The organism is Flagellimonas marina (genome assembly GCF_042651185.1).
GTDB classification, from domain to species: domain Bacteria; phylum Bacteroidota; class Bacteroidia; order Flavobacteriales; family Flavobacteriaceae; genus Flagellimonas; species Flagellimonas marina.
In genome coordinates this window covers 1-21,536 of sequence record NZ_JBHSCL010000001.1, presented here as the reverse complement: position 1 = coordinate 21,536, position 21,536 = coordinate 1, and the positions used below count along the sequence as shown (strand labels likewise).

General features: G+C 42.7%; 13 protein-coding genes. All 13 read left to right on the top strand.

The window, feature by feature from the left end:
- Positions 1-87 precede the first annotated feature (87 nt).
- Positions 88-1,896 (top strand): glycoside hydrolase family 2 protein, encoded by a 1,809-nt coding sequence (locus tag ACFOWS_RS00065; RefSeq protein WP_379761841.1) that lies wholly within the window; start codon positions 88-90, stop codon positions 1,894-1,896.
- Complete coding sequence (locus tag ACFOWS_RS00060; protein ID WP_379761839.1) at positions 1,889-2,926, top strand: glycoside hydrolase family 43 protein; 1,038 nt, start codon at positions 1,889-1,891, stop codon at positions 2,924-2,926. The genes ACFOWS_RS00065 and ACFOWS_RS00060 overlap by 8 nt, the downstream gene beginning before the upstream one ends.
- Before the next feature lie 104 nt (positions 2,927-3,030).
- On the top strand, positions 3,031-5,199 hold the full coding sequence (locus ACFOWS_RS00055; RefSeq protein WP_379761837.1) for a beta-L-arabinofuranosidase domain-containing protein: 2,169 nt from the start codon (positions 3,031-3,033) through the stop codon (positions 5,197-5,199).
- A gap of 715 nt (positions 5,200-5,914) precedes the next feature.
- A complete protein-coding gene (locus tag ACFOWS_RS00050) occupies positions 5,915-8,887 on the top strand; it encodes a SusC/RagA family TonB-linked outer membrane protein (RefSeq protein WP_379761835.1) in 2,973 nt (990 codons plus the stop codon).
- A 26-nt stretch (positions 8,888-8,913) separates the two neighbouring features.
- Positions 8,914-10,446: a RagB/SusD family nutrient uptake outer membrane protein gene (locus ACFOWS_RS00045; RefSeq protein ID WP_379761833.1), complete on the top strand. Its 1,533-nt coding sequence runs from the start codon at positions 8,914-8,916 to the stop codon at positions 10,444-10,446.
- A gap of 225 nt (positions 10,447-10,671) precedes the next feature.
- The gene (locus ACFOWS_RS00040) at positions 10,672-14,181 is read left to right on the top strand and encodes a VCBS repeat-containing protein (protein ID WP_379761831.1); all 3,510 of its coding nucleotides are present in this window, start codon (positions 10,672-10,674) and stop codon (positions 14,179-14,181) included.
- Complete coding sequence (locus tag ACFOWS_RS00035) at positions 14,168-15,247, top strand: glycoside hydrolase family 43 protein (protein ID WP_379761829.1); 1,080 nt, start codon at positions 14,168-14,170, stop codon at positions 15,245-15,247. The genes ACFOWS_RS00040 and ACFOWS_RS00035 overlap by 14 nt, the downstream gene beginning before the upstream one ends.
- The gene (locus tag ACFOWS_RS00030) at positions 15,237-16,331 is read left to right on the top strand and encodes a glycoside hydrolase family 43 protein (protein WP_379761827.1); all 1,095 of its coding nucleotides are present in this window, start codon (positions 15,237-15,239) and stop codon (positions 16,329-16,331) included. Before ACFOWS_RS00035 ends, ACFOWS_RS00030 begins: the two co-directional genes overlap by 11 nt.
- Before the next feature lie 28 nt (positions 16,332-16,359).
- Positions 16,360-17,370: a glycoside hydrolase family 43 protein gene (locus ACFOWS_RS00025; protein ID WP_379761825.1), complete on the top strand. Its 1,011-nt coding sequence runs from the start codon at positions 16,360-16,362 to the stop codon at positions 17,368-17,370.
- 217 nt (positions 17,371-17,587) lie between these two features.
- Positions 17,588-18,658 (top strand): glycoside hydrolase family 2 TIM barrel-domain containing protein, encoded by a 1,071-nt coding sequence (locus tag ACFOWS_RS00020; RefSeq protein WP_379761823.1) that lies wholly within the window; start codon positions 17,588-17,590, stop codon positions 18,656-18,658.
- A 119-nt stretch (positions 18,659-18,777) separates the two neighbouring features.
- Entirely contained in the window at positions 18,778-19,833 is a 1,056-nt protein-coding gene (locus ACFOWS_RS00015; RefSeq protein ID WP_379761821.1) for an aldose epimerase family protein, read from the top strand.
- Positions 19,834-19,878: 45 nt separating this feature from the next.
- Positions 19,879-21,039, top strand: coding sequence for a galactokinase (gene galK, locus ACFOWS_RS00010; RefSeq protein ID WP_379761819.1), 1,161 nt, complete (start codon positions 19,879-19,881; stop codon positions 21,037-21,039).
- Positions 21,032-21,536 (top strand): galactose-1-phosphate uridylyltransferase (gene galT / locus ACFOWS_RS00005; RefSeq protein ID WP_379761817.1); only part of this gene is annotated, 505 nt, incomplete at its 3' end. The genes galK and galT, both read left to right, overlap by 8 nt.

Below are 21,536 nucleotides of genomic sequence, written 5' to 3'. Positions count from 1 at the left end.
GTGCCATTGAATTTTTAAAACAGGATTCAATGGGACAATGAAGCTATTTTCAAACGAAATTTAAAAATGACCCTAATAGCATTTACTATGAGAAATACAATTACTTTACTCTTTGCTGTTCTGCTGAGTTTTCAGCTCTCCGCACAGTGGAAACCGGCTGGTAGCAAGATCAAGACAGCCTGGGCAGAAAAGATTGACCCAAAAAATGTATTGTCAGAATACCCGCGACCGATTATGGAGAGGGCAGATTGGAAAAATCTGAATGGGCTTTGGGAGTATGCTATTCAGCCTAAAGGGTCGTCCAAACCAACCCGATATGATGGAAAGATTTTAGTGCCTTTTCCAGTGGAAAGCAGTCTATCTGGAGTCATGAAGGAAGTAGGAGCTTCCAGAGAGCTATGGTACACAACCTCTTTTACGATTCCCGTGACATGGAGCGAAAAAAACATAATACTTCACTTTGGAGCAGTGGATTGGAGAACCGAAATTTGGATCAACGATATAAAAATTGGATCTCACGAAGGAGGATACACACCTTTTTCCTTTAATATCACCCCATTTTTGAACGCCAGCGAGCAAAATTTAGTGGTCAAGGTTTGGGATCCCACAAACGATGGTCCACAACCCCGGGGCAAGCAAGTAAAGGAACCTGAAGGTATTTGGTATACACCTGTAACGGGTATTTGGCAAACCGTGTGGTTGGAACCGGTGGCCGAGAAAAGTATTGCCCACATGAAAAGTGTACCAGACATAGATAATAGTACCGTAAAAATTGAGACGGATATTGTTGGCGGCACCTATGGTGATATTGTTGAAGTGAGTGTTTTTGATGGTGAAAGTAATATAGTGACTGCTAAATCATCAATTGGGGAATCATTGGTGCTCAATGTACCAAACGCCAAACTTTGGTCGCCAGAATCTCCCTTTTTATATGATCTTACCATAAAATTGATCAGTGATGGTAAGGAGGTGGATGAGGTAAAAAGTTATTTTGGGATGCGAAAGATTTCCATGCAGAAAGACCAATATGGCGTTGTACGAATGCAGCTCAACAATAAGGATTACTTTCAGTTTGGTCCGTTGGACCAAGGTTGGTGGCCCGATGGACTTTATACCGCTCCGACCGATGAGGCCCTTAAATATGATATTGTAAAAACAAAGGAATTGGGGTTCAACATGATCCGCAAGCATGTTAAGGTGGAACCCGCACGCTGGTACACCCACTGCGATCGTTTGGGAATATTGGTCTGGCAAGATATGCCAAATGGGGATAAAAGCCCACAATGGCAGAACCATAGTTATTTTGATGGCACCGAACTTAAAAGAAGTGCCCATTCTGAAGCGATTTACAGAAAAGAATGGAAGGGTATCATGGATTATTTGTATTCGCACCCCAGTATTGTAGTGTGGGTTCCTTTCAACGAAGCTTGGGGCCAGTTTAAAACAGAAGAAATCACGGAGTGGACTAAGGCCCATGACCCCAGCCGACTTGTAAATTCGGCCAGTGGAGGTAATTTTTATCGCACAGGCGATATCGTAGATCTTCATAACTATCCCGGACCAAAAATGTATCTTTATGATGCTGAACGAACCAATGTATTGGGTGAATACGGTGGAATTGGGCTGCCCTTGGAAGGTCATCTCTGGAAACCTGATAACAACTGGGGATACATTAAATTCAAAAACTCGAAAGAGACCACAGATGAATACATCAAATATGCCAAGGAACTGAAACAAATGGTGCTACGTGGCTTCTCAGCAGCCGTGTATACCCAAACTACTGATGTGGAGGGAGAAGTTAACGGGTTTATGACGTATGACCGTAAGGTGGATAAGATGGATTTTTCAGCAGTAAAGAAAATCAATCTGGAAATAATCAATGCAATTCATGAATAGAAGTTTTAGAAAATATACTATTGGGATAATATTGTTGACCAGCACAATAGTTTGTGCACAATCAGGCAGTTCACAAAAGGAACAAGATCATAACCCCTTGTTCCCAGGATGGTATGCAGATCCCGAAGGTGCCGTTTTTGATGATACCTACTGGGTATTTCCAACATTCTCTGATGATTATGACAAACAGCTCCATTTTGATGCCTTCTCTTCCAAAGATTTGGTCAACTGGCAAAAGCATGAACGTATTTTGGATACGACCCAAATCAAGTGGCTACGGCAAGCTTTATGGGCCCCTTCCATCATCAAAAAAAATGGGGACTATTATCTCTTTTTTGGCGCCAATGATATTCAGCGGCCGGGAAGGGATTCCTATGACCCAAATAATGATATCAACCATTATGGTGGTATTGGGGTTGCTGTAGCTCAAAGCCCGTCAGGACCCTATAAAGACTATTTGGGCAAACCATTGATATCTGATTTTTATAATGATGCCCAACCCATAGACCAATTTGTTTTTAAAGATACTGATGGTACGCACTATTTTTTCTATGGTGGATGGAGTCATTGTAATTTGGGAAAACTAAACGATGATTTTACCGGGTTTATCCCTTGGGAAGATGGTTCACTGTTTAAGGAAATCACCCCTGAAGGCTACGTGGAGGGTCCATTTATGTTTATGAGAAACGGGATATATTATTTTATGTGGTCTGAAGGAAGTTGGGGAGACGGAAGCTATAAAGTGGCCTACTCAATGTCTGACAAGGCTACTGGACCCTACGAACGCATTGGTACTGTTTTGGAGACCAAGGAAGGTGATATTGCCACAGGGGCCGGGCATCATTCTGTCATTAAAAAGCCAGGGACTGATGATTACATCATGGTATACCACCGCAGGCCCATTCCCAATATGGATCGCGACCACCGCGTGGTTTGTATGGACAAGATGGAGTTCAATGCAGATGGAACTATAAAGCCGGTGAAGATTACCCATAAAGGGGTAATGGAACATCCCATTAAAACCCATTGAAAACCTTTTTGATTGTTCAATTTATTTGAGGGCACTTAAAGGGATTCTTCACTGACCAAATAGATTCTCTATTTAATATAAAAATGCAACATAAAATTATGATAATGGTTCTAATAAAGAAACTAAAGTGGTCCGTCGCATTGTTGCTATTCATAAGTATTTCTTGTCAAAACAACCGACAGGATACATCGACCGTGGAAGTGAAGATTGTCCAAGTTCCCGATACAACAGCAACAAATACGCATTATCATGGAAACCGTGCACCTCTTGCCCCAAGCCGTTTAATCAAATTGCCTTTGGGGGCTATTCAACCCCATAATTGGCTGGAGGAATGCCTAAGACGACAAGCCAATGGACTAATGGGGCATTTGGGTGAAATCAGTGCATGGCTACAAAAAGAAGATAATGCTTGGCTTTCTAAAGATGGACATGGATCATGGGGATGGGAAGAAGTTCCCTATTGGTTAAAGGGATATTTGAACACGGCGTATATTCTTGAAGATGAAGATATGATCAAGGAATCCCAGATATGGATTGAGGCGGTCATTGCCGGCCAGCGCCCCGATGGGAACTTTGGGCCCATTATGATTTCTGAAAAGGATGGTACCCAGGATTTTTGGAGCAACATGATTATGCTGTATTGCCTACAATCCTACTATGAATATACCCAAGATGACAGAGTCATCGACTTGATGACCAAATATTTCAAATACCAATTGAGTCTTCCTGACAATCAATTATTATCCAAAACCCAATACTGGCAGCGTATTCGTGGTGGGGATAATCTGCACAGTGTTATTTGGCTGTATAATAGGACAGGAGACGAATGGCTTTTGGAGCTTGCGGAAAAAATTCATAGAAATACCGCACCTTGGTCTAAACGGGATAATACTCTGGAAGAAATTGGGAATTGGAAAGAAGTTCGTGAAGGAATGGAATGGCCGGATTGGTATGGCAGGTTGGTTGACTGGCACAATGTAAATGTTGCACAGGCGTTCCGTGAACCTGCCCAATATTATTTGGTCAGCAAGAACATGAAATATGTGCAGGCTTCATATGAAAATTTCGAGATAGTAAGGGAATATTTTGGTCAAGTGCCTGGAGGTATGTTCGGGGCCGATGAAAATGCTAGGCCGGGTTACGATGATCCAAGACAAGGTATTGAGACTTGTGGCATGGTGGAGCAGATGAACTCAGATGAACATTTGCTTCGGATAACCGGAGATGTTTTTTGGGCAGACCATGCGGAGGAAGTGGCCTTCAATTTACTGCCAGCTGCTTTAATGCCCGATTTTAAAAGCCTACGGTACATAACAAGTCCCAATATGGTATTGAACGATGACCAGAACCATAGGCCCGGTATACAAAATGATGGTCCTTTTTTAATGATGAACCCCTTTAGCTCACGTTGCTGTCAGCATAATCATGGACAAGGTTGGCCCTATTTAACCGAAAATCTTTGGATGGCTACCCCAGATAACGGACTGGCTGCCGTCATCTATGCGTCCAATACGGTTACTGCCAAAGTAGCGGATGGAGAAGAAGTGAGCATTGTCATGCAATCCAATTATCCTTTTGAAGAAGACCTTACCTTTACCATTGACTGTGAAAATGAAACCTCATTTCCATTATATTTCCGTGTTCCGGCTTGGTGTAAGTCGCCAGGGGTAACACTAAATAATTCAACTGTGGATGTAAAGGCAGAAGCTGGGAAATACATCCGACTGGATCGGAAATGGAAAAAAGGAGATACCTTGGTGCTTTCACTTCCGAAGGAATTGAAAATCCGTACTTGGGAAAAAAATCACAATAGCGTCAGTGTTGATTATGGCCCATTGACCTTCTCTTTAAAGATTGGCGAGGAATATGTGAGAGGAGAAAGTGATAAGACCGCAGTTTGGGACTCAAAATGGCAAAAAAATGCCGATGTGGGCAAATGGCCTTCCTTTTCAATTTACCCAACCACAAACTGGAATTATGGATTGGTATTGGATGACCAAAATCCAAATACTTCTTTTTCCATAACCAAACGGGAATGGCCTGAAGACAATTTTCCCTTTACACCAGAAGCTACTCCAATTATGATAAAGGCAAAGGGCAAGGTAATTTCGAACTGGACCATAGATGAATACGGCTTGGCAGGTGAACTGCAAGATAGTCCTGTAAAATCCGATGAACCAATTGAAAACATTGAATTGATTCCCATGGGCGCCGCCCGATTGCGAATAAGTGCGTTCCCAATTATTGGGGAGAATGGTACGGAATGGGATTAAAAAAGCAGGAAATGGAAAGTAAAATCCAATAGATTCTAATTTTTGTATCAAAACTCAATATAAAACAAGGTACAAATAGTGCCAGCCTGAGAGTCCATTATTCCTACTAATGCAATCTTGTGGATGAATTCATTAATCCCGCCAAACCTAATCTAGAAAACCTATTTTCTTTGCGGATTAAGGACAGTATTCTTCATTCAATTACTTTCCAAAACGCGTATGTCTCAAACAGGCCCATACCATCAAAACAAAGGGTGAATTCCGCGTCAAAATAGCCATGGAAGTATATAAATCGTACCAAAACCAACCAAAATTAGTTTTCCTCCTTTTATGCGCTAGCCTGAACAATTCATACAATCAGGCTTTTAAAGAAATGGTGATGTTTAAAGTATAAATATCTAAAAAACAAATGGTTGAGTTTAAATGGGCACGAAATTCTTTGATTTAAACGGACACAACAATTTGTCTCAACATGCAATAATTTATTTCAAAAAGACCAATTCCTTAACGGTTTCTTAAAGTTTGAACGATTTGTACGATAGATTGGAACAGATCCATGGGTGTTATCAATATGTAAATTATTTGATTTGTTTATTCAAATTATATCAATTAACGGTATGTGTGATTGATAAATTGATAAACAACCAATGCTTTTTTGGAATACCAACTTTAAAATTAAGGACAAATGAAAAAACAGCTAACTAGACTAACTAAAATGGCAATACTGCCAATCCTTTTGCTGTGCGCGTACAGTTATAGCCATGCACAGGAACAACTGACCGTTACCGGTAGCGTTAAGGATACTCAAGGAGCTCCATTGCCTGGAGCAAGTATTGTTATTCAAGGAACCCAACAGGGGACTACTTCAGATTTCGACGGAAACTTTCAATTGGATGGTGTGCCAGCGAATGGACAGCTCATGGTAAGTTATATCGGCTTTGTACAGCTGGTTGTGGATGTTGATAACAGAAGTTCCATAGATGTTGTACTCTCAGAAGACAATAATCTATTGGATGAGGTGGTCGTAATCGGTTACCAAAGTGTAAAACGAAGTGAGATTGTAGGATCTGTATCTGTTGTGGATACGGATGAAATGTTGAAAGCTCCAGCGGGAAACGTCGGTCAGATGTTGCAAGGTAGGGCAGCTGGGGTAACTGTTACCTCAACCGGTGCTCCCGGTACTTCTTCTTCCGTAAAGATTAGGGGATTGAATTCGTTTTCTGGTCAAGATTCTCCACTTTATGTGGTGGACGGAATGTTGATCTCGGCCCTTGGGTCTGACTTCAACCCAAACGATATTGAATCAATACAAGTACTTAAAGATGCCGCGGCAACAGCCTTGTATGGGTCTCGGGGAATGAACGGGGTCATTGTTGTAACAACCAAGAAAGGAAGACCAGGACCATTAAAGGTGGATTATGATTTTTATTATGGTTTCCAAACCATAAATAAAAGATTAAAGCTGACCAATGCCGAGCAGTTTAGGGAAATCAACAATCTAGCCTACACCAATAATGGTGATGCACCCCTAAACCTTAGAACAGGTGTGGATACAGATTGGCAAGAAGAACTGTTTAAGACAGGAACCATTTCTGAACACAATCTAAACCTTTCTGGAGGTTCCGAAAATTCCAACTACTTTATTTCGTTGAACTATTTTGATCAGGAAGGTGCTATCATCGGTCCTGAGTTTGAACGTTATCAAATCAGGGTGAATACCCAAACCAAGAAGGGAAGGTTCACCTTTGGTGAAAATATTGCCATGAGCCGGAGCACTCAAACTAGAGTGAATGGCAATCCCTTCATTGACGTCGTTTGGATGCTACCCACTATCCCAGTGTATGACCCCAATAATGAAAGTGGATATGGATACGGGGACGATAATAATTCAACTTTTGCCACCAATCCAATCGGATTGCAAGAACATTACAGCAACACTGCGGTAACCAGTAAGGTACTTGGTAGCGCATTTGCAGAATTTGAGATTTTCCCATTCCTAAAATATAAACTGAATCTTGGTCTGGATTATGCACAGATTCGGGAAAAATACTTTCAAAGAGCTGGAGCATTACGACAGAATACTCCCGGGGCAGCCTTTTTGGATGACCGTCACACAGAGTTTTTCAATATTCTAGCGGAAAACACATTGAATTTCAACAAGACATTTGGAAAACATAATATTACCGCTTTGGTGGGTTACACCACCCAAAAAGACAATTTTACATACAACTTTGCCCATACCGAAGGTTTGAGTGGTGAATTCTGGGTACAGGATAATGGAACTACCAGCCCTCGAACTGAAGGTAGGGAAGAAGTGGCTGGACTACGATCTTTTCTAGGTAGTTTCAACTACTCTTTTGATGACAAGTACACTTTATTATTCAACTTTAGGCGGGATGGTTCTTCAAAGTTTGGTAAAAACAACCAGTATGCCAATTTCCCATCGGTATCTGCTTCGTGGAGGATCAGTGAAGAAGGCTTTATGGAGGACAACAATATCTTCAGCAACCTAAAACTTAGGGGAAGCTGGGGTATTGTTGGTAATCAGGCCATCAGCAACTATGCCACCCAAAGTGTACTTCGATACAACCAAAACTATGTACTCAACAACCAAGTGGTTCCTGGGGCGACCAACCTTCAGTTGGTAAACCCCAATTTAAGATGGGAAAGTAAAACCACTACCAATATCGGTTTGGACATGGGCTTTTTCAAAAATAGGTTGAGTCTTACGGCAGATTATTACATTGCCGATGTTGAAGATCTACTACTGGCTGTGCCAATACCCTTATCTTCAGGTAATACAGGCGCCGACCCATTGGCAAACGTAGGTCAGGTACAGAACAGGGGCTTGGAACTTAGTTTGGGCTACCAAAATGTAATCAATGATTTTAGTTTTGGGATTTTGGCCAATGGTACTTTCTTGAAGAACGAGGTAAAGGCTTTGGTTGAAGAAGCAGGGAACTTGCCCATTTTTGGACAAGGACAGATTTTGCGTACCGCCGTGGGAGAACCGGTGGCATCTTTCTATGTATTGGAAACTGCAGGCATATTTCAAAACCAAGCTGAGATTGATGCTTGGGGAGTTCAACCAGGTGCTCGTCCAGGTGACGTAAAATATGTGGATAACGATGGTAACGGAATCATCAATTTCGATGACCGCACAGTTGTTGGCAAGGCCTTACCAGATTTTGAATACGGTTTAAACCTGAACTTTGGCTACAAAGGATTTGATATGACAGCGTTTTTTGCCGGAGTTACTGGAAATAGCATTTTTAATGAGCAAAAATGGTGGTCCCAACGCTATGATGACAATGCCAATTATTTGGTGGATGATGTTTTTTGGACAGGAGAAGGAACTTCTAATCTTATTCCCAGACCACAGCACTTGGATTCCTCACTGAACCCCACCCAGAATTCAGATCGTTATGTAGAGAAGGGCGATTATTTTAGATTAAAGAATTTACAAATAGGTTACTCCTTTCCAGAAGAGGTTATCAGCAAACTCAGTTTAACTAAACTTAGATTGTATATGACCGGACAAAATCTTTTTACCATTACCGATTATTCCGGATACGATCCAGAAGTTGTGGGTGCCAACGGCAATGGCGATTTCCTGAACAGAGGATTTGACAATGGTAATTTCCCATCATTGCGATCAGGAATATTAGGGATTCAATTAGGATTTTAATCGACTAAAAACATAAACTTCAAAGAATGGAAAATATAAGAAAAATAATAGTATTGATGGTGTTCTTTGGGATGACCATCTCATGCGAAAAAGATCTTTTGGATCAAGTGAATCCGAATGCTCCAACCCCAGACACGTTCTGGCAGACCGAGGAGGATGCAATACTTGGAATCAATGCAGTATACGCCGGTATCCAAAACCGCGAACTCAGTCTATGGGAAATCTTTGATTACGATATGCGCTCTGATGAGGGCTATAGTCAAAGTCCTTGGACCGATTTGGCCAATGTGGGCAGACACGTAAACATAAATTACGACTTCCCCTGGCTTCTTGAAGTTTGGCGAGAATTGTACAGGACCATTTACAAGGCCAATCAAGTGTTGGAAAATGTACCCAATATTGAAATGGACGAAACGTTGCGAACTAGAATTGTGGCTGAAGCCCATTTTTTAAGAGGGCACTGTTATTATAAGTTAGCTACACTTTGGGGTCGTGTGCCATTGGTTACGGGAATTGAGGATGCCAATACGCGATATCCCCAAGGAACCATTGAGGAAGTGTGGGCTTTGGTAGAGCAAGATTTTATCGATGCCGCCGCTGGCCTACCTGAAAGTTATTCTGGGGCTGATATTGGACGTGCAACGTATGGTGGAGCCATAGGTTATCTGGGAAGATCTTATTTGCAACAGAAAAAATGGAGTGAGGCGGCCGCCGAGTTCGAAAAAATTATCGATATGGTCCCAGGAACCTATGACTTGATGGCAGACTTTAAAGATAATTTCACAGAAGAGTTTGAAAATAACAAGGAATCCCTTTTTGAAATACAGTTCGTTAATAACAATGGAAAAACAGGCGGTTTCCCAACGTATAACAATGCCTCTGGTGATGAAACCAGTGAGCGGGCACAGTTTTTTGGAGTTCGTCCTTTGGGTTGGACCGATGGTCAACCTACCAAGTGGCTTTTAAACCAATTCTTGAGTGAAACCGATAGGGATGGCAATGAAGATCCACGTCTTCAGTACACCATGACCTACGATCACCCTGGAGAACTTTTGTATGGTCAAACCTATGCTGAAAGAGGAGCAGGGCCCAATGACCGTTTTTGGAGGAAATACACCAATTATTGGCAAGATTATGAAAGCTATTTTTCAGGAATCAATACAAGGGTAATTCGGTTGGCTGATGTATACCTTATGCATGCTGAAGCTTTGAACGAGCTGGGTAGAACACCCGAAGCCATACCTTTTGCAAATTTGGTGCGCCAACGTTCCAATATGAACGATTTGCCCTTAACATTGACCCAACAAGAATTCAGGTTGCAGTTGCGACATGATCGTGTGGTTGAACTTGCGGGTGAAAGTGTACGATTTGTTGATATGGTGCGCTACGGTATTGCCGGTCCGGAACTTGCTGGTCCTGATCCAAGTCTATCTGCGGCCGAAGCTGATTTTGATACCGAGTTCCAGAATTTTGTCAAGGGAAAATCAGAGTACTTGCCAATTCCTTTACGGGAAATTGATGCCTACGGAGGTGCGCTGGAGCAGAACCCAGGCTGGTAGTCATAACTAATTTAATAAAAAGAAGGCAAGTACCATTGCAAGTGTAATCAAGCAATGGTGCTTGTCTCCAATTAAAACTTCAAGCTTAATCAAGATATCGTTTCATCGATGGGGAGGTGTAGTTTAATACAGACATTTTTAGCAAGACAAAGGAGCATGCTTTTGAGCGCTGCTATCCTTTGTTTATGTTTTGTGGCTTGTTCTGAAAAGCACCCTGAACCAAAAATGTTCAAACAGATATCCAGTACCCATTCCGGGATTCATTTTAACAATGAGATACAGCGTTTTGAAAGTGATACCCTCAACGCCTTGGAATATGATGTGTTGTTCAACGGCGCGGGAGTAGGAATAGGTGATTTCAATGCAGATGGACTTCAGGACATCTTCTTTGCAGGAAATCTGGTGTCCTCCCAATTGTATATAAATCAGGGAGACTTTAAGTTTCTTGAAGTCACTGAACAAGCTGGTGTCACCACCACAAAGTGGTGCACTGGGGTTTCGGTGGCAGATGTCAACCAAGATGGATTGTTGGATATGTATGTGTCCGTTGCCCATGCTACGGGATCTAAGGAAGAAAGGTCGAACCTGTTGTTCATCAACCAAGGAAACAACGCTGACGGAATTCCCATTTTTGAAGAGCTGAGCAAAGCATATGGCCTAGCCGATGATGGATTTTCCATACAATCAGTTTTCTTCGATTATGACAAAGATGGCGACCTGGATTGCTACATTCTTAGCAACGCCATGGAAAAAACAGGTCGTAACCAACTACACAAAAAACGTAATAATGGTGTGAGCCCTTCCAACGATCGGCTGTACCGGAACAATGGATTTGTAGGTGGTCATCCAACTTTTGAAAATGTGACTCTTAGTGCTGGTATCTTAAAAGAGGGCCACGGACTTGGGGTTTGTGTAACAGACTTGAACCAAGACGGATGGCTGGATGTGTACTGCGCCAATGATTTTGTTTCCAACGACAATATCTGGATCAACAATCAGGATGGCACATTCGTGGACAAATCGGAGGAGTATTTAAAGCACACTTCATACAACAGTATGGGAGTGGACATTCAGGATGTGAACAATGACGGACTTTCAGATATCTGTGTGGTGGATATGTTGCCCGAAGAGGAGCAGCGAAGAAAAATGATGGTCATGAAGACCAACCGGGACTTCTTTAGCATGGCCAAAGGTCTTGGCTATCAAGAAGAGTATGTTAGAAATGTGTTGCAACTCAATCAAGGGAACAACCAAGAAGGGAACCTTCGATTCAGTGAAATAGGCCAGTTAGCAGGAATTCATGCTACAGATTGGAGCTGGGCACCTCTTTTAGCTGATTTTGACAATGACGGATTAAAAGATTTGGTGGTCACCAATGGCTATCGCCGTGATATTACCAATTTAGATTATGCGGTGTACCTAAACCAAGAAGCAGCCTTTCAAGGCAAGAACCAAGAGGAGGCACGTCAGAATCGAATCAAAAAATTATATGAACTACCAGAAATTAAATTGCAGAACTACATATTTAGGAATAACGGGGATTTGACCTTTAAAAATGCTTTGGAAACATGGGGACTACAAGAAAGTACCTATTCCAACGGTGCAGCTTATGCCGATTTTGATAATGATGGCGATCTCGATTTGGTATTCAACAACATAGATTCTGAGGCAAGCTTGTACCGAAACGAACTTATTTCTCCAACCTCTTCCGAAAATGCAGAACCCAAAAGCGAATCCCATTTTGTGCGACTGCAATTAAAATCCGGTACAGGTCAGAGTAAAGAAGTTGGTGCAAAGGTGAGGGTCTTGCTTCCTTCCGGGGAATTAAAATATCAAGAAAACCTTCCTGTAAGGGGGTATATGTCTTCTGTGGACCCCATACTTTCCTTTGGGTTGGGAAATAACACCAGTTTTAGCGTGGAAGTTGTTTGGGCTGATGGCACAATGCAACAGTTGCATGATTTAGCTCCAGATATACTTCATACCATAAAATATGCATCGCAAGAAGAACAGCATTTGGTTGCCCAACCTTCAGACCAACAAGTTTTTCAACTGCTGAACGCGGATAGTTTGGGATTGACCTACAAACATGATGAGTATGCTTTTGATGAATTCAAACGCACCTTCTCCCTACATCAACAATACAACCAACTTTCTCCGGGTATGGCCATAGCCGATGTGGACAACAATGGTCTCGATGATATTTTCATAGGAGCGGATTCCAAACGATTGCGAACCATCTACCTTCAAAAAACACCGGGAAAATTTGAAGCCTTGCCCCAGGGAGAGAACAATATGGAAGATATGGGCGCACTTCTTTTTGATGCTGATAATGATGGGGATAATGATTTGTATGTGGTCAGTGGTGGCAGTGTCAACCTAAAAGAAGATGACTATATCTACAACGATCGTCTGTATTTGAATGATGGCAAAGGCAATATGTCCCGGTCCCAAAACCTGATTCCCAAAACACGCTTTAGCGGTAGTGTTGTGGTAGCTGCCGATTACGATCGCGATGGAGACTTGGATATTTTTAGGGGAAGCAGGGTTGCCGTTGGCGAATTTCCAAAATCACCGGACAGTTATTTGTTGCGAAATGATGATGGGATTTTTAATGATGTGGCCAATACAGTGGATGGGTTGCAAAATGTGGGCATGGTAAGCGCTGCCCTGTGGACCGATTATAATTTGGATGGATGGTATGATTTAGTGGTGGTAGGCGAATTTATGCCCATAACCTTCTTCCAGAATCGTGAAGGAACCCTGAAAATGGATAGAGAAGCTACCATTCCCAATTCAAGCGGATGGTGGAACAGCATAACCGCTGGCGATTTTGATCAAGATGGGGACATGGATTATATCGCCGGGAATCTTGGGCTAAATAGTCAATATAAAGCCTATCCAGATCGGGCTTTAAAAGTATTTGGATCGGATTTTGACAACAATGGCACCAACGACCCCATTTTGAGCTATCATAAAAATGGGAAGGATGTTCCCGTAGCCGTTCGGGATGTAATGCAAGAACAATTGAGCCTCACCCACAAACGGTTTGGAACGTATGACGCCTATTCAAAAGCTTCCATAAATGATATTTTCAGCAAAAAGGAACTAGAAAATGCTATTGCGCTTTCTGCCACCGAAATGCGCAGTTGCTACATAGAAAATAAAGGAAATTCAAAGTTTGTTCTAAGACCCTTGCCCAACGAAGTGCAGTTTTCTCCTGTTTTTGGGACGCTGGCCAATGATTTTAATTCAGATGGATTTTTAGATGTGCTGTTAGTGGGTAACTCAGAATCTTTTGAAACCTACACGGGTCCGTACAATGCTTCTTTTGGCACGTTATTGTTGGGAGAGGGCACTGGGGAGTTCACCTATGTTCCACAATCCAACTCTGGACTTTATTTGGACCATGACCAAAAAGCGCTCGGGATGGTAAACGCAGGTAATGAAAATTTGGTTGTAGTCACCAACAACAACGCTCCGGTACAATTGCTAAAGAATTCAGTAGCATCAAATGGCGAATACATACCGCTTCAAGCAAGTGAAGCATCTCTGGAAATGATATTGGATACTGGGAAGGTAGAGCGTAAGGAAATAGGATACGGTAGCGGATATTTAACCCAATCATCAAGAGGCATTTTTATTCCGACCAGCAGTATAAAACAAGTCAATGTCTATGATTTTGCTGGAAATCAGACGCGTACCATAAAAACCAATCAGCATGAACCAAACTGAAAGAATACAGAACTTGAAGATGAACTTGGTGTATCGCATATTGTGTTTAGTTGCTTTAATGGGGTCTATGAACTTAACTGCCCAGCAACCCGATATACCGGGGCAGGTTTCTGAAGGTGAATCGCTAAAAAATGAGGCCTATCTTTTTGCCCACATGACCCATGAGGATTATGGGCGATTATATTACTCCGCTAGCTTGGACGGTCTGCACTGGCAACGTTTGAATAATGGGGAACGAGTTTTTGATGAGTATCAGGGTCATCCGGATATCTGTAAAGGACCAGATGGAAAATACTATATTTTGGGCAATACCAGTGATTCTTCACCTGATATCAATATTTGGGTATCGGATGACTTGATTAGCTGGAAGAAACACGGGGTATATACGCCCAACCTCAAACAAACTCCGGATTATTCAGAGGCGCTACAACGTATTGGGGCACCTAAACTTTTTTATGATGAAGCTTCGGCGCAATTTGTCATGACTTGGCATACGCCGCACAAAGAAGGCACCAAAACGGACCCAGAACGGTATTGGGCAAGTCAAAGGACTTTGTATGTGCTTTCAAATGATTTGAAGACATTTTCCGATACCCCCAAAAAACTTTTTGATTGGAACATTGGCACTATTGATGTCATCATCAGAAAAGAGGAGGACACTTATTTTGCCATCATAAAGGATGAAACCTATCCAACCTTGTACTGGCCAACTGGAAAGACCATACGAATTGCAAGGTCAGATTCCTTGTTGGGACCGTATTCCTTTCCAGCGGATCCCATAAGTCCGAATTTTAGGGAGGCACCAACGCTGGTTCCATCCCCAAACAATAAAGTTTGGTATTTATACTACGAGCAATATCCGGGGGTTTCCTATGGGCTCTCCGTGTCCGATAATTTAAATGGTCCTTGGTACCAAGCTTCAGGATATACATTTTACAGTGATTGGGATAAGTATGCATTGCCCAAGGAAGTTAGGCACGGTTGCATGATTACCATTTCAAAAAAAGAATATAACCAACTAGTTGAAAAATTTGAGATTGTTAAAGAAGAATTCAATGAAAAATAGAAGAAGATCAATAGTTTATGGACCCCTTATTGCGGTATTGGGCTTTTGTTTGATTTCATGTCAGGAGCGGACAGAAAAAAAAGAAACAGCAGAAGGTGAACAACCCCTGAAAGAAACATTCACCAACCCATTGTTGCCATCTGGCCCTGACCCGTTCAACATTTACCATAACGGATACTATTATTACACCAGTACAGAGGGCAACAAACTCGTCTTGAGAAAAGTGAAAAACTTGGCAAATCTCAGTGAAGCAGAGACCAAGACAATTTGGACCCCACCAGAGGGCACATTGTACTCCCATGATATTTGGGCGCCAGAAGTGCATTTTATTGATGGAAAGTGGTACGTATATTTTGCTGCAGATGATGGGAACAATGAGACCCACAGAATGTATGCTGTGGAAAACTCGAATGAAAACCCGTTTCAAGGCAGTTTTGAGTTTAAGGGAAAGATAGCCGCAGCTACGGACAAATGGGCCATTGATGGCAATGTTTTTAGGCATAATGGGCAATTGTATATGATATGGTCTGGATGGGAAGGCGATTCCAACGGACAGCAAGATATTTTTATCGCCAAAATGAAAAACCCTTTGGAGATTGAAGGAGACCGTGTAAAAATTTCGTCACCAACCTATGAATGGGAAAGGCATTGGAATGAGGGAACTTCAGACAGTAATCCTCCCGAAGTATATGTGAATGAAGGACCGCAATTTTTGTCTCATGATGATAACATATTTATTGTGTTCTCCGCTAGCGGATGTTGGACCGATTATTATTCACTGGGATTGTTAACGTTTACCGGGACGGACAATTTATTAGATCCAGAAGTTTGGGTAAAGTCTGATGAACCCATATTCACCCAATCTCCAGAAAATGGAGTGTATGGTCCCGGGCACAACTCCTTTTTTAAGTCGCCCAATGGCAAAGAGGATTGGATTCTATACCATGCCAATTCAGAGCCAGGCCAAGGATGCAGTTCGCATCGTTCACCAAGGATGCAGATGATCCAATGGAGTGAGGAAGGCTATCCCATTCTTGGGACGCCCAAATCCGAGGAAGAGGTTATTGAAATACCTTCCGAATAGTATGCAATAACCACCTAATAATAGAAGTTTGAAAAATTTAAAAAACATACTGGTCTACGTGATTTCCCTTTTCTTCTTTCAGATGGGGATAGGTCAGGATGAAAATACATTCACCAATCCCATTCTAGAGGACGGAGCGGACCCCTATGCCATGCTGCATGACAATGGATATTATTATTTCATGGTAACAAGGGGAAACCGCTTGGAACTTTGGTCCACCAAAGACCTTACCCAAGTGGAGAACATTGGTTCAAAAACTGTATGGAACGCTCCCAGTGTGGGGGAAAACAGTTGTTGCATTTGGGCGCCAGAAATCCATCATGTCGATGGAAAGTGGTACATCTATTACACTGCTGCTGATGCATCCAATGAAGGAGATCACTCTAGATATGTCTTTGTTCTGGAGAACAGCCACCAAGATCCAATGCAAGGGGAGTGGATTGATAGGGGGAAAATCAACACAAAATACAGCGGAATAGATGGGTCTATTTTCAAGTATGGTGATAAACGGTATTTCATGTATTCACCCTATATAGATGACCATAGCGATATAGCCATCGCCACCATGTCCAACCCTTGGACCTTAAATGATGATGAAACCATTTTGGCCGCACCCAAATATGATTGGGAGAAGACCGGAGAAAGAAGTATTCTGGAAGGGCCTTCATTTTTGGAGGGGCCAGAGGATGAGGTCTTTATTGTGTATTCGGCGGGAGCCTGTTGGGATGATAATTATTCCTTGGGCATGTTGGCTGCCAAGAAGGATTCAGATTTTACCAAAGCCGCCTCTTGGAAGCGGTTTTCTAAAGCGGTCTTTGAATTTTCCACAGAAAGCAATGTGTATGGTCCAGGCCACCACAGCATTACCACCTCAAATGACCCCAATGAATATTGGCTGGTGTATCATGCAAAAGACAAACCCGAATTGGGATGTTCTCAACGGAGTACAAGGATACAACGGTTTGGTTGGGATAAAGAAGGAAGGCCGGATTTTGGTGCGCCATGGCCGTTGGAAAAGGTTATTCAAAAACCAAAATAAAACCAAAAATTAATTGAGTACGAGTGTTAGTTAGTTTGAATTAGATTGTTTGAGTTTAGTTAATGGAAATTATCGGGCTTTGAAAAAGGCCCGGTAATTCTATTGTTCAACTTCCCTCAAACAGCATAGCCTATTCCAATTTCAAGGTCGATACTAATTCCAAAACCGAAGCACTCAAAAATATTTAAGTGTGAATCAAAAAAATAACCAGATTATTATGAAGCGAATATTGATTACAGGGCTGTTTTTATGTACAATCCTTGTGGCAAATGCCCAAGAAAATGTTTTGGAAAAGAATAAATGGTCAAAAGAAAAAGCGAGTGAATGGTACGCCAAACATAAATGGATTACCGGTGCCAATTTTGTGCCCAGTACAGCAATTAACCAATTGGAAATGTGGCAATCCAGCACATTTGATCCGGAGACCATTGATCGTGAGTTGGGTTATGCCGAAGGTATAGGATTCAACACCATGAGGGTATACCTGCACAGTTTGGCCTACAAAGCAAATCCAAAGGACTTCAAGAAAAATATGGAAACCTATTTGCAAATTGCAAACAAGCACGGTATTAAAACCATGTTTGTATTTTTTGACGATGTTTGGGGAAAGGACCCAAAAATTGGAAAGCAGCCTGAACCCATTACAGGAACCCATAATTCGGGTTGGATGCAAGATCCAGGAGACCCAGCATCCAAGAATAAAGAGAATTTCCCAGCTTTGGAAGTTTATGTGAAGGACATCTTGAACACATTTGCTAATGATAATCGTATACTCTTGTGGGACCTTTACAACGAACCAGGAAACACAGATAAGTTCACAAGTTCAATGCCCCTTTTAAAAGCAATTTTCACGTGGGCCAGGGAGGTCAACCCAAGCCAACCATTGAGCGCAGGTCTTTGGCGCTGGGATTTTCAAGAGCTCAACGAGTTCCAAGCGGCCAATTCAGATATCCTTACCTATCACCATTATGATGATGAGAAAAAACATCAGCATGTGATTAATCTTTTAAAAACCCATGGTAGGCCCATGATCTGTACCGAGTATATGGCACGGACCAACAACAGCCGTTTTTCCAATATCCTGCCTGTTTTGAAAAAGGAAAATATAGGAGCAATCAATTGGGGGTTGGTAAATGGAAAATCCAATACCATATATGCGTGGAATACTCCCATTGAAGACGGAAGTGAACCCATTGAATGGTTTCATGATATATTTAGAAAGGATGGCACTCCTTATAGACAAGATGAGGTTGATCTAATCAAGAAGCTAAATGGTGTGATGAAATGATAAAACGAGCAAAGAGTAAATTTACTTGGTCGTTAAAAGCATTATTTGTGGTTATATTGTGCCTATCTTGCAAAACAAATCAAGAAAACAACAGCAAAAGTGATGCCCAACTAACCGCAATGGCCAATACCATAAAGGAAGAGGTTTTTAACACAACAATTGATGGCAAATCCGTAAAGTTGTTTTGGTTGCAGCGTAAAGATTTAAAAATGGCCATGACCAACTATGGCGGACGTATAATTAGTCTATTTGTGATGGACAAAAATGGAAACCGTATTGATGTCAATATTGGTCGCGGCAATATTAAAGAATATATTGAATCTCCCGAAGCCTATTTTGGGGCAACCATAGGTAGGGTTGGCAACCGTATTGCAAATGGTAGGTTTTCCATAAACGGAGATGAATACGCCCTGCCTACCAATGACAATAAAAACACCCTACATGGCGGCTATAAAGGATTTCAGGATGTGGTGTGGGATGCCGAACAACCTGATGGGCATACATTGATTTTAGCATACACCTCTCCTGATATGGAAGAAGGTTTTCCGGGGAATTTACAAGCGAAGGTAACCTACTCGATTACGGAAAACAATGCCGTCAGGATTGAATATGAGGCAACTACGGATAAACCTACAGTGGTAAATTTAACCAACCATGCCTATTTTAACCTCAATGGGGAAGGAAGCGGTACAATTTTGGACCATAAATTGCAAATCAATGCAGACCGATTTACGCCTGTGGATTCTGGACTCATTCCTACAGGAGAGTTGAGAGAGGTAGCCTCAACCCCATTCGATTTTAGGAAACAGCATACCATCGGAGAGCGTATTGAAGTGGCCAATGAACAGTTGGAATTTGGAAATGGCTATGACCATAACTATGTTTTAAATGGTGATGAAAATGGTTTGCACCATGCAGCAAAGGTTATTGGTGATAAATCGGGAGTTGTCATGGAGGTGTTCACTGAAGAGCCTGGAATACAATTTTATAGTGGAAATTTTATGGATTCAAAGAATACATTGAAATCTGGAGCAAAAGACGATTTTAGAACTGCATTTTGTTTGGAAACACAACATTTTCCAGATTCACCCAACCAACCAGAATTTCCATCCATACAGTTAAATCCAGGTGATATATATCATACGGTTACTGAATACAGGTTTTCGGTGAGATGAACAAGAATTTGATTTTTACAGTAGTTGATAAAGGATACCAACTTAATGGAAGATAGAATAAAAGAGAGCTTGAAAAAGGCAGAAGTTACATATGACCTGGAGGTTTCCTCCCCCGGGAGGGTGAATTTGATCGGGGAGCACACGGACTACAATGACGGTTTCGTTCTACCGGCGGCCATTGACAAACGCATTCTCATGAGATTTAGGGCCAATGGCAGCAGGACCAGGTGCACCGTAAAGAGCAAGGGCTTTGACAGTGTCCTGGTGGTTGACCTTTCAAAAATGGAGAAGGGCACCGAGGGTTGGCACAATTATGTACTGGGCGTTCTGGATGAGATTCAGTTGCTCACAGCGGGCCTAAGGGGGTTTGACTGTGAGATGGAAACCGACATACCCGTGGGATCGGGGGTAAGCTCCTCAGCGGCCCTGGAATGTGGTCTGGCCTTTGGCCTGAACGAGCTTTTCGGTCTGGGGCTGGACCGCTGGCAGATGATCAAACTGGGGCAAAGGGCGGAACATAACTTTGTGGGCACCCAATGTGGGATCATGGACCAGTTTTCCTCCGTTATGGGACGAAAGGACCATTCCATGTTACTGGATTGCCGATCGCTCGATTTCGAGTACATTCCCACCCATATGGCCCCCTATGTGATCTTGATGCTCAACACCAACGTAAAACACAATCTTTCCACCAGCGCTTACAACGACAGGAAGCAGGAGAGCTCTTCGGGCCTCAAGATCGTGGCCGAGCGCCATGGCGTCCCCAATTCGTTCAGGGAGATAACCTTGGACATGGTCAACGGGTGCAGGGAAGATCTTGGCGAACTGCGCTACAGGAGGTGCAGTTATGTGCTTGAGGAGAACCAAAGGGTCCTGGAGGCAGTGGAGTGCCTGAAGAACAATGATCTGACCAGTTTGGGGAAGCTTTTGTACGAGTCGCACCGGGGACAGAGCGAAAAGTACGAGATCAGTTGTCCCGAGCTTGATTTTTTGGTGGATTTCTCAAGGGATTGGGAAGAAGTGCTCGGCGCCCGGATGGTCGGTGGCGGTTTCGGGGGGTGCACACTGAACATCATCCACAGGGATGCCGTCGACAGTTTTGTGGATGCGGCAAGCGAGGCCTACAAAAAGAAGTTTTCCATTGGACTGTCCCCGTTCCAGACCGTTCCCAGTGAAGGGACCGCAATAATCAATAGACATGGCTGAAGACCGATTGAACCAAGTACCGCACCGTAGATACAACATCCTTACCGGGGAGTGGGTACTGGTGTCGCCCCACCGTACCAAACGGCCCTGGCAGGGCAAACAGGAGAAGTTGCCTACCTTGGACAAACCATCGTACGACAAAGAATGTTATCTGTGCCCGGGAAACCATAGGGCAAGTGGGCAGACCAATCCCGATTATAAGGACGTGTTCAGTTTTGCCAATGATTTTTCGGCATTGCTGCCAGATACGCCCAAGGAGGTATATAACGAAGGGCTTTTATTGGGAAAGAGCGAGACCGGCATATGCAAGGTGGTCTGTTTCTCGCCGGATCACTCGCTGACCCTTCCGCTGATGGAAGTTACGGCCATAGAAAAAGTGGTCTCCCTGTGGCAGAAAGAATACACGGAACTGGGCGCGCGCACGGATATAGGACACGTACAGATCTTTGAGAACAAGGGGACCATCATGGGATGCAGCAATCCCCACCCACATGGAC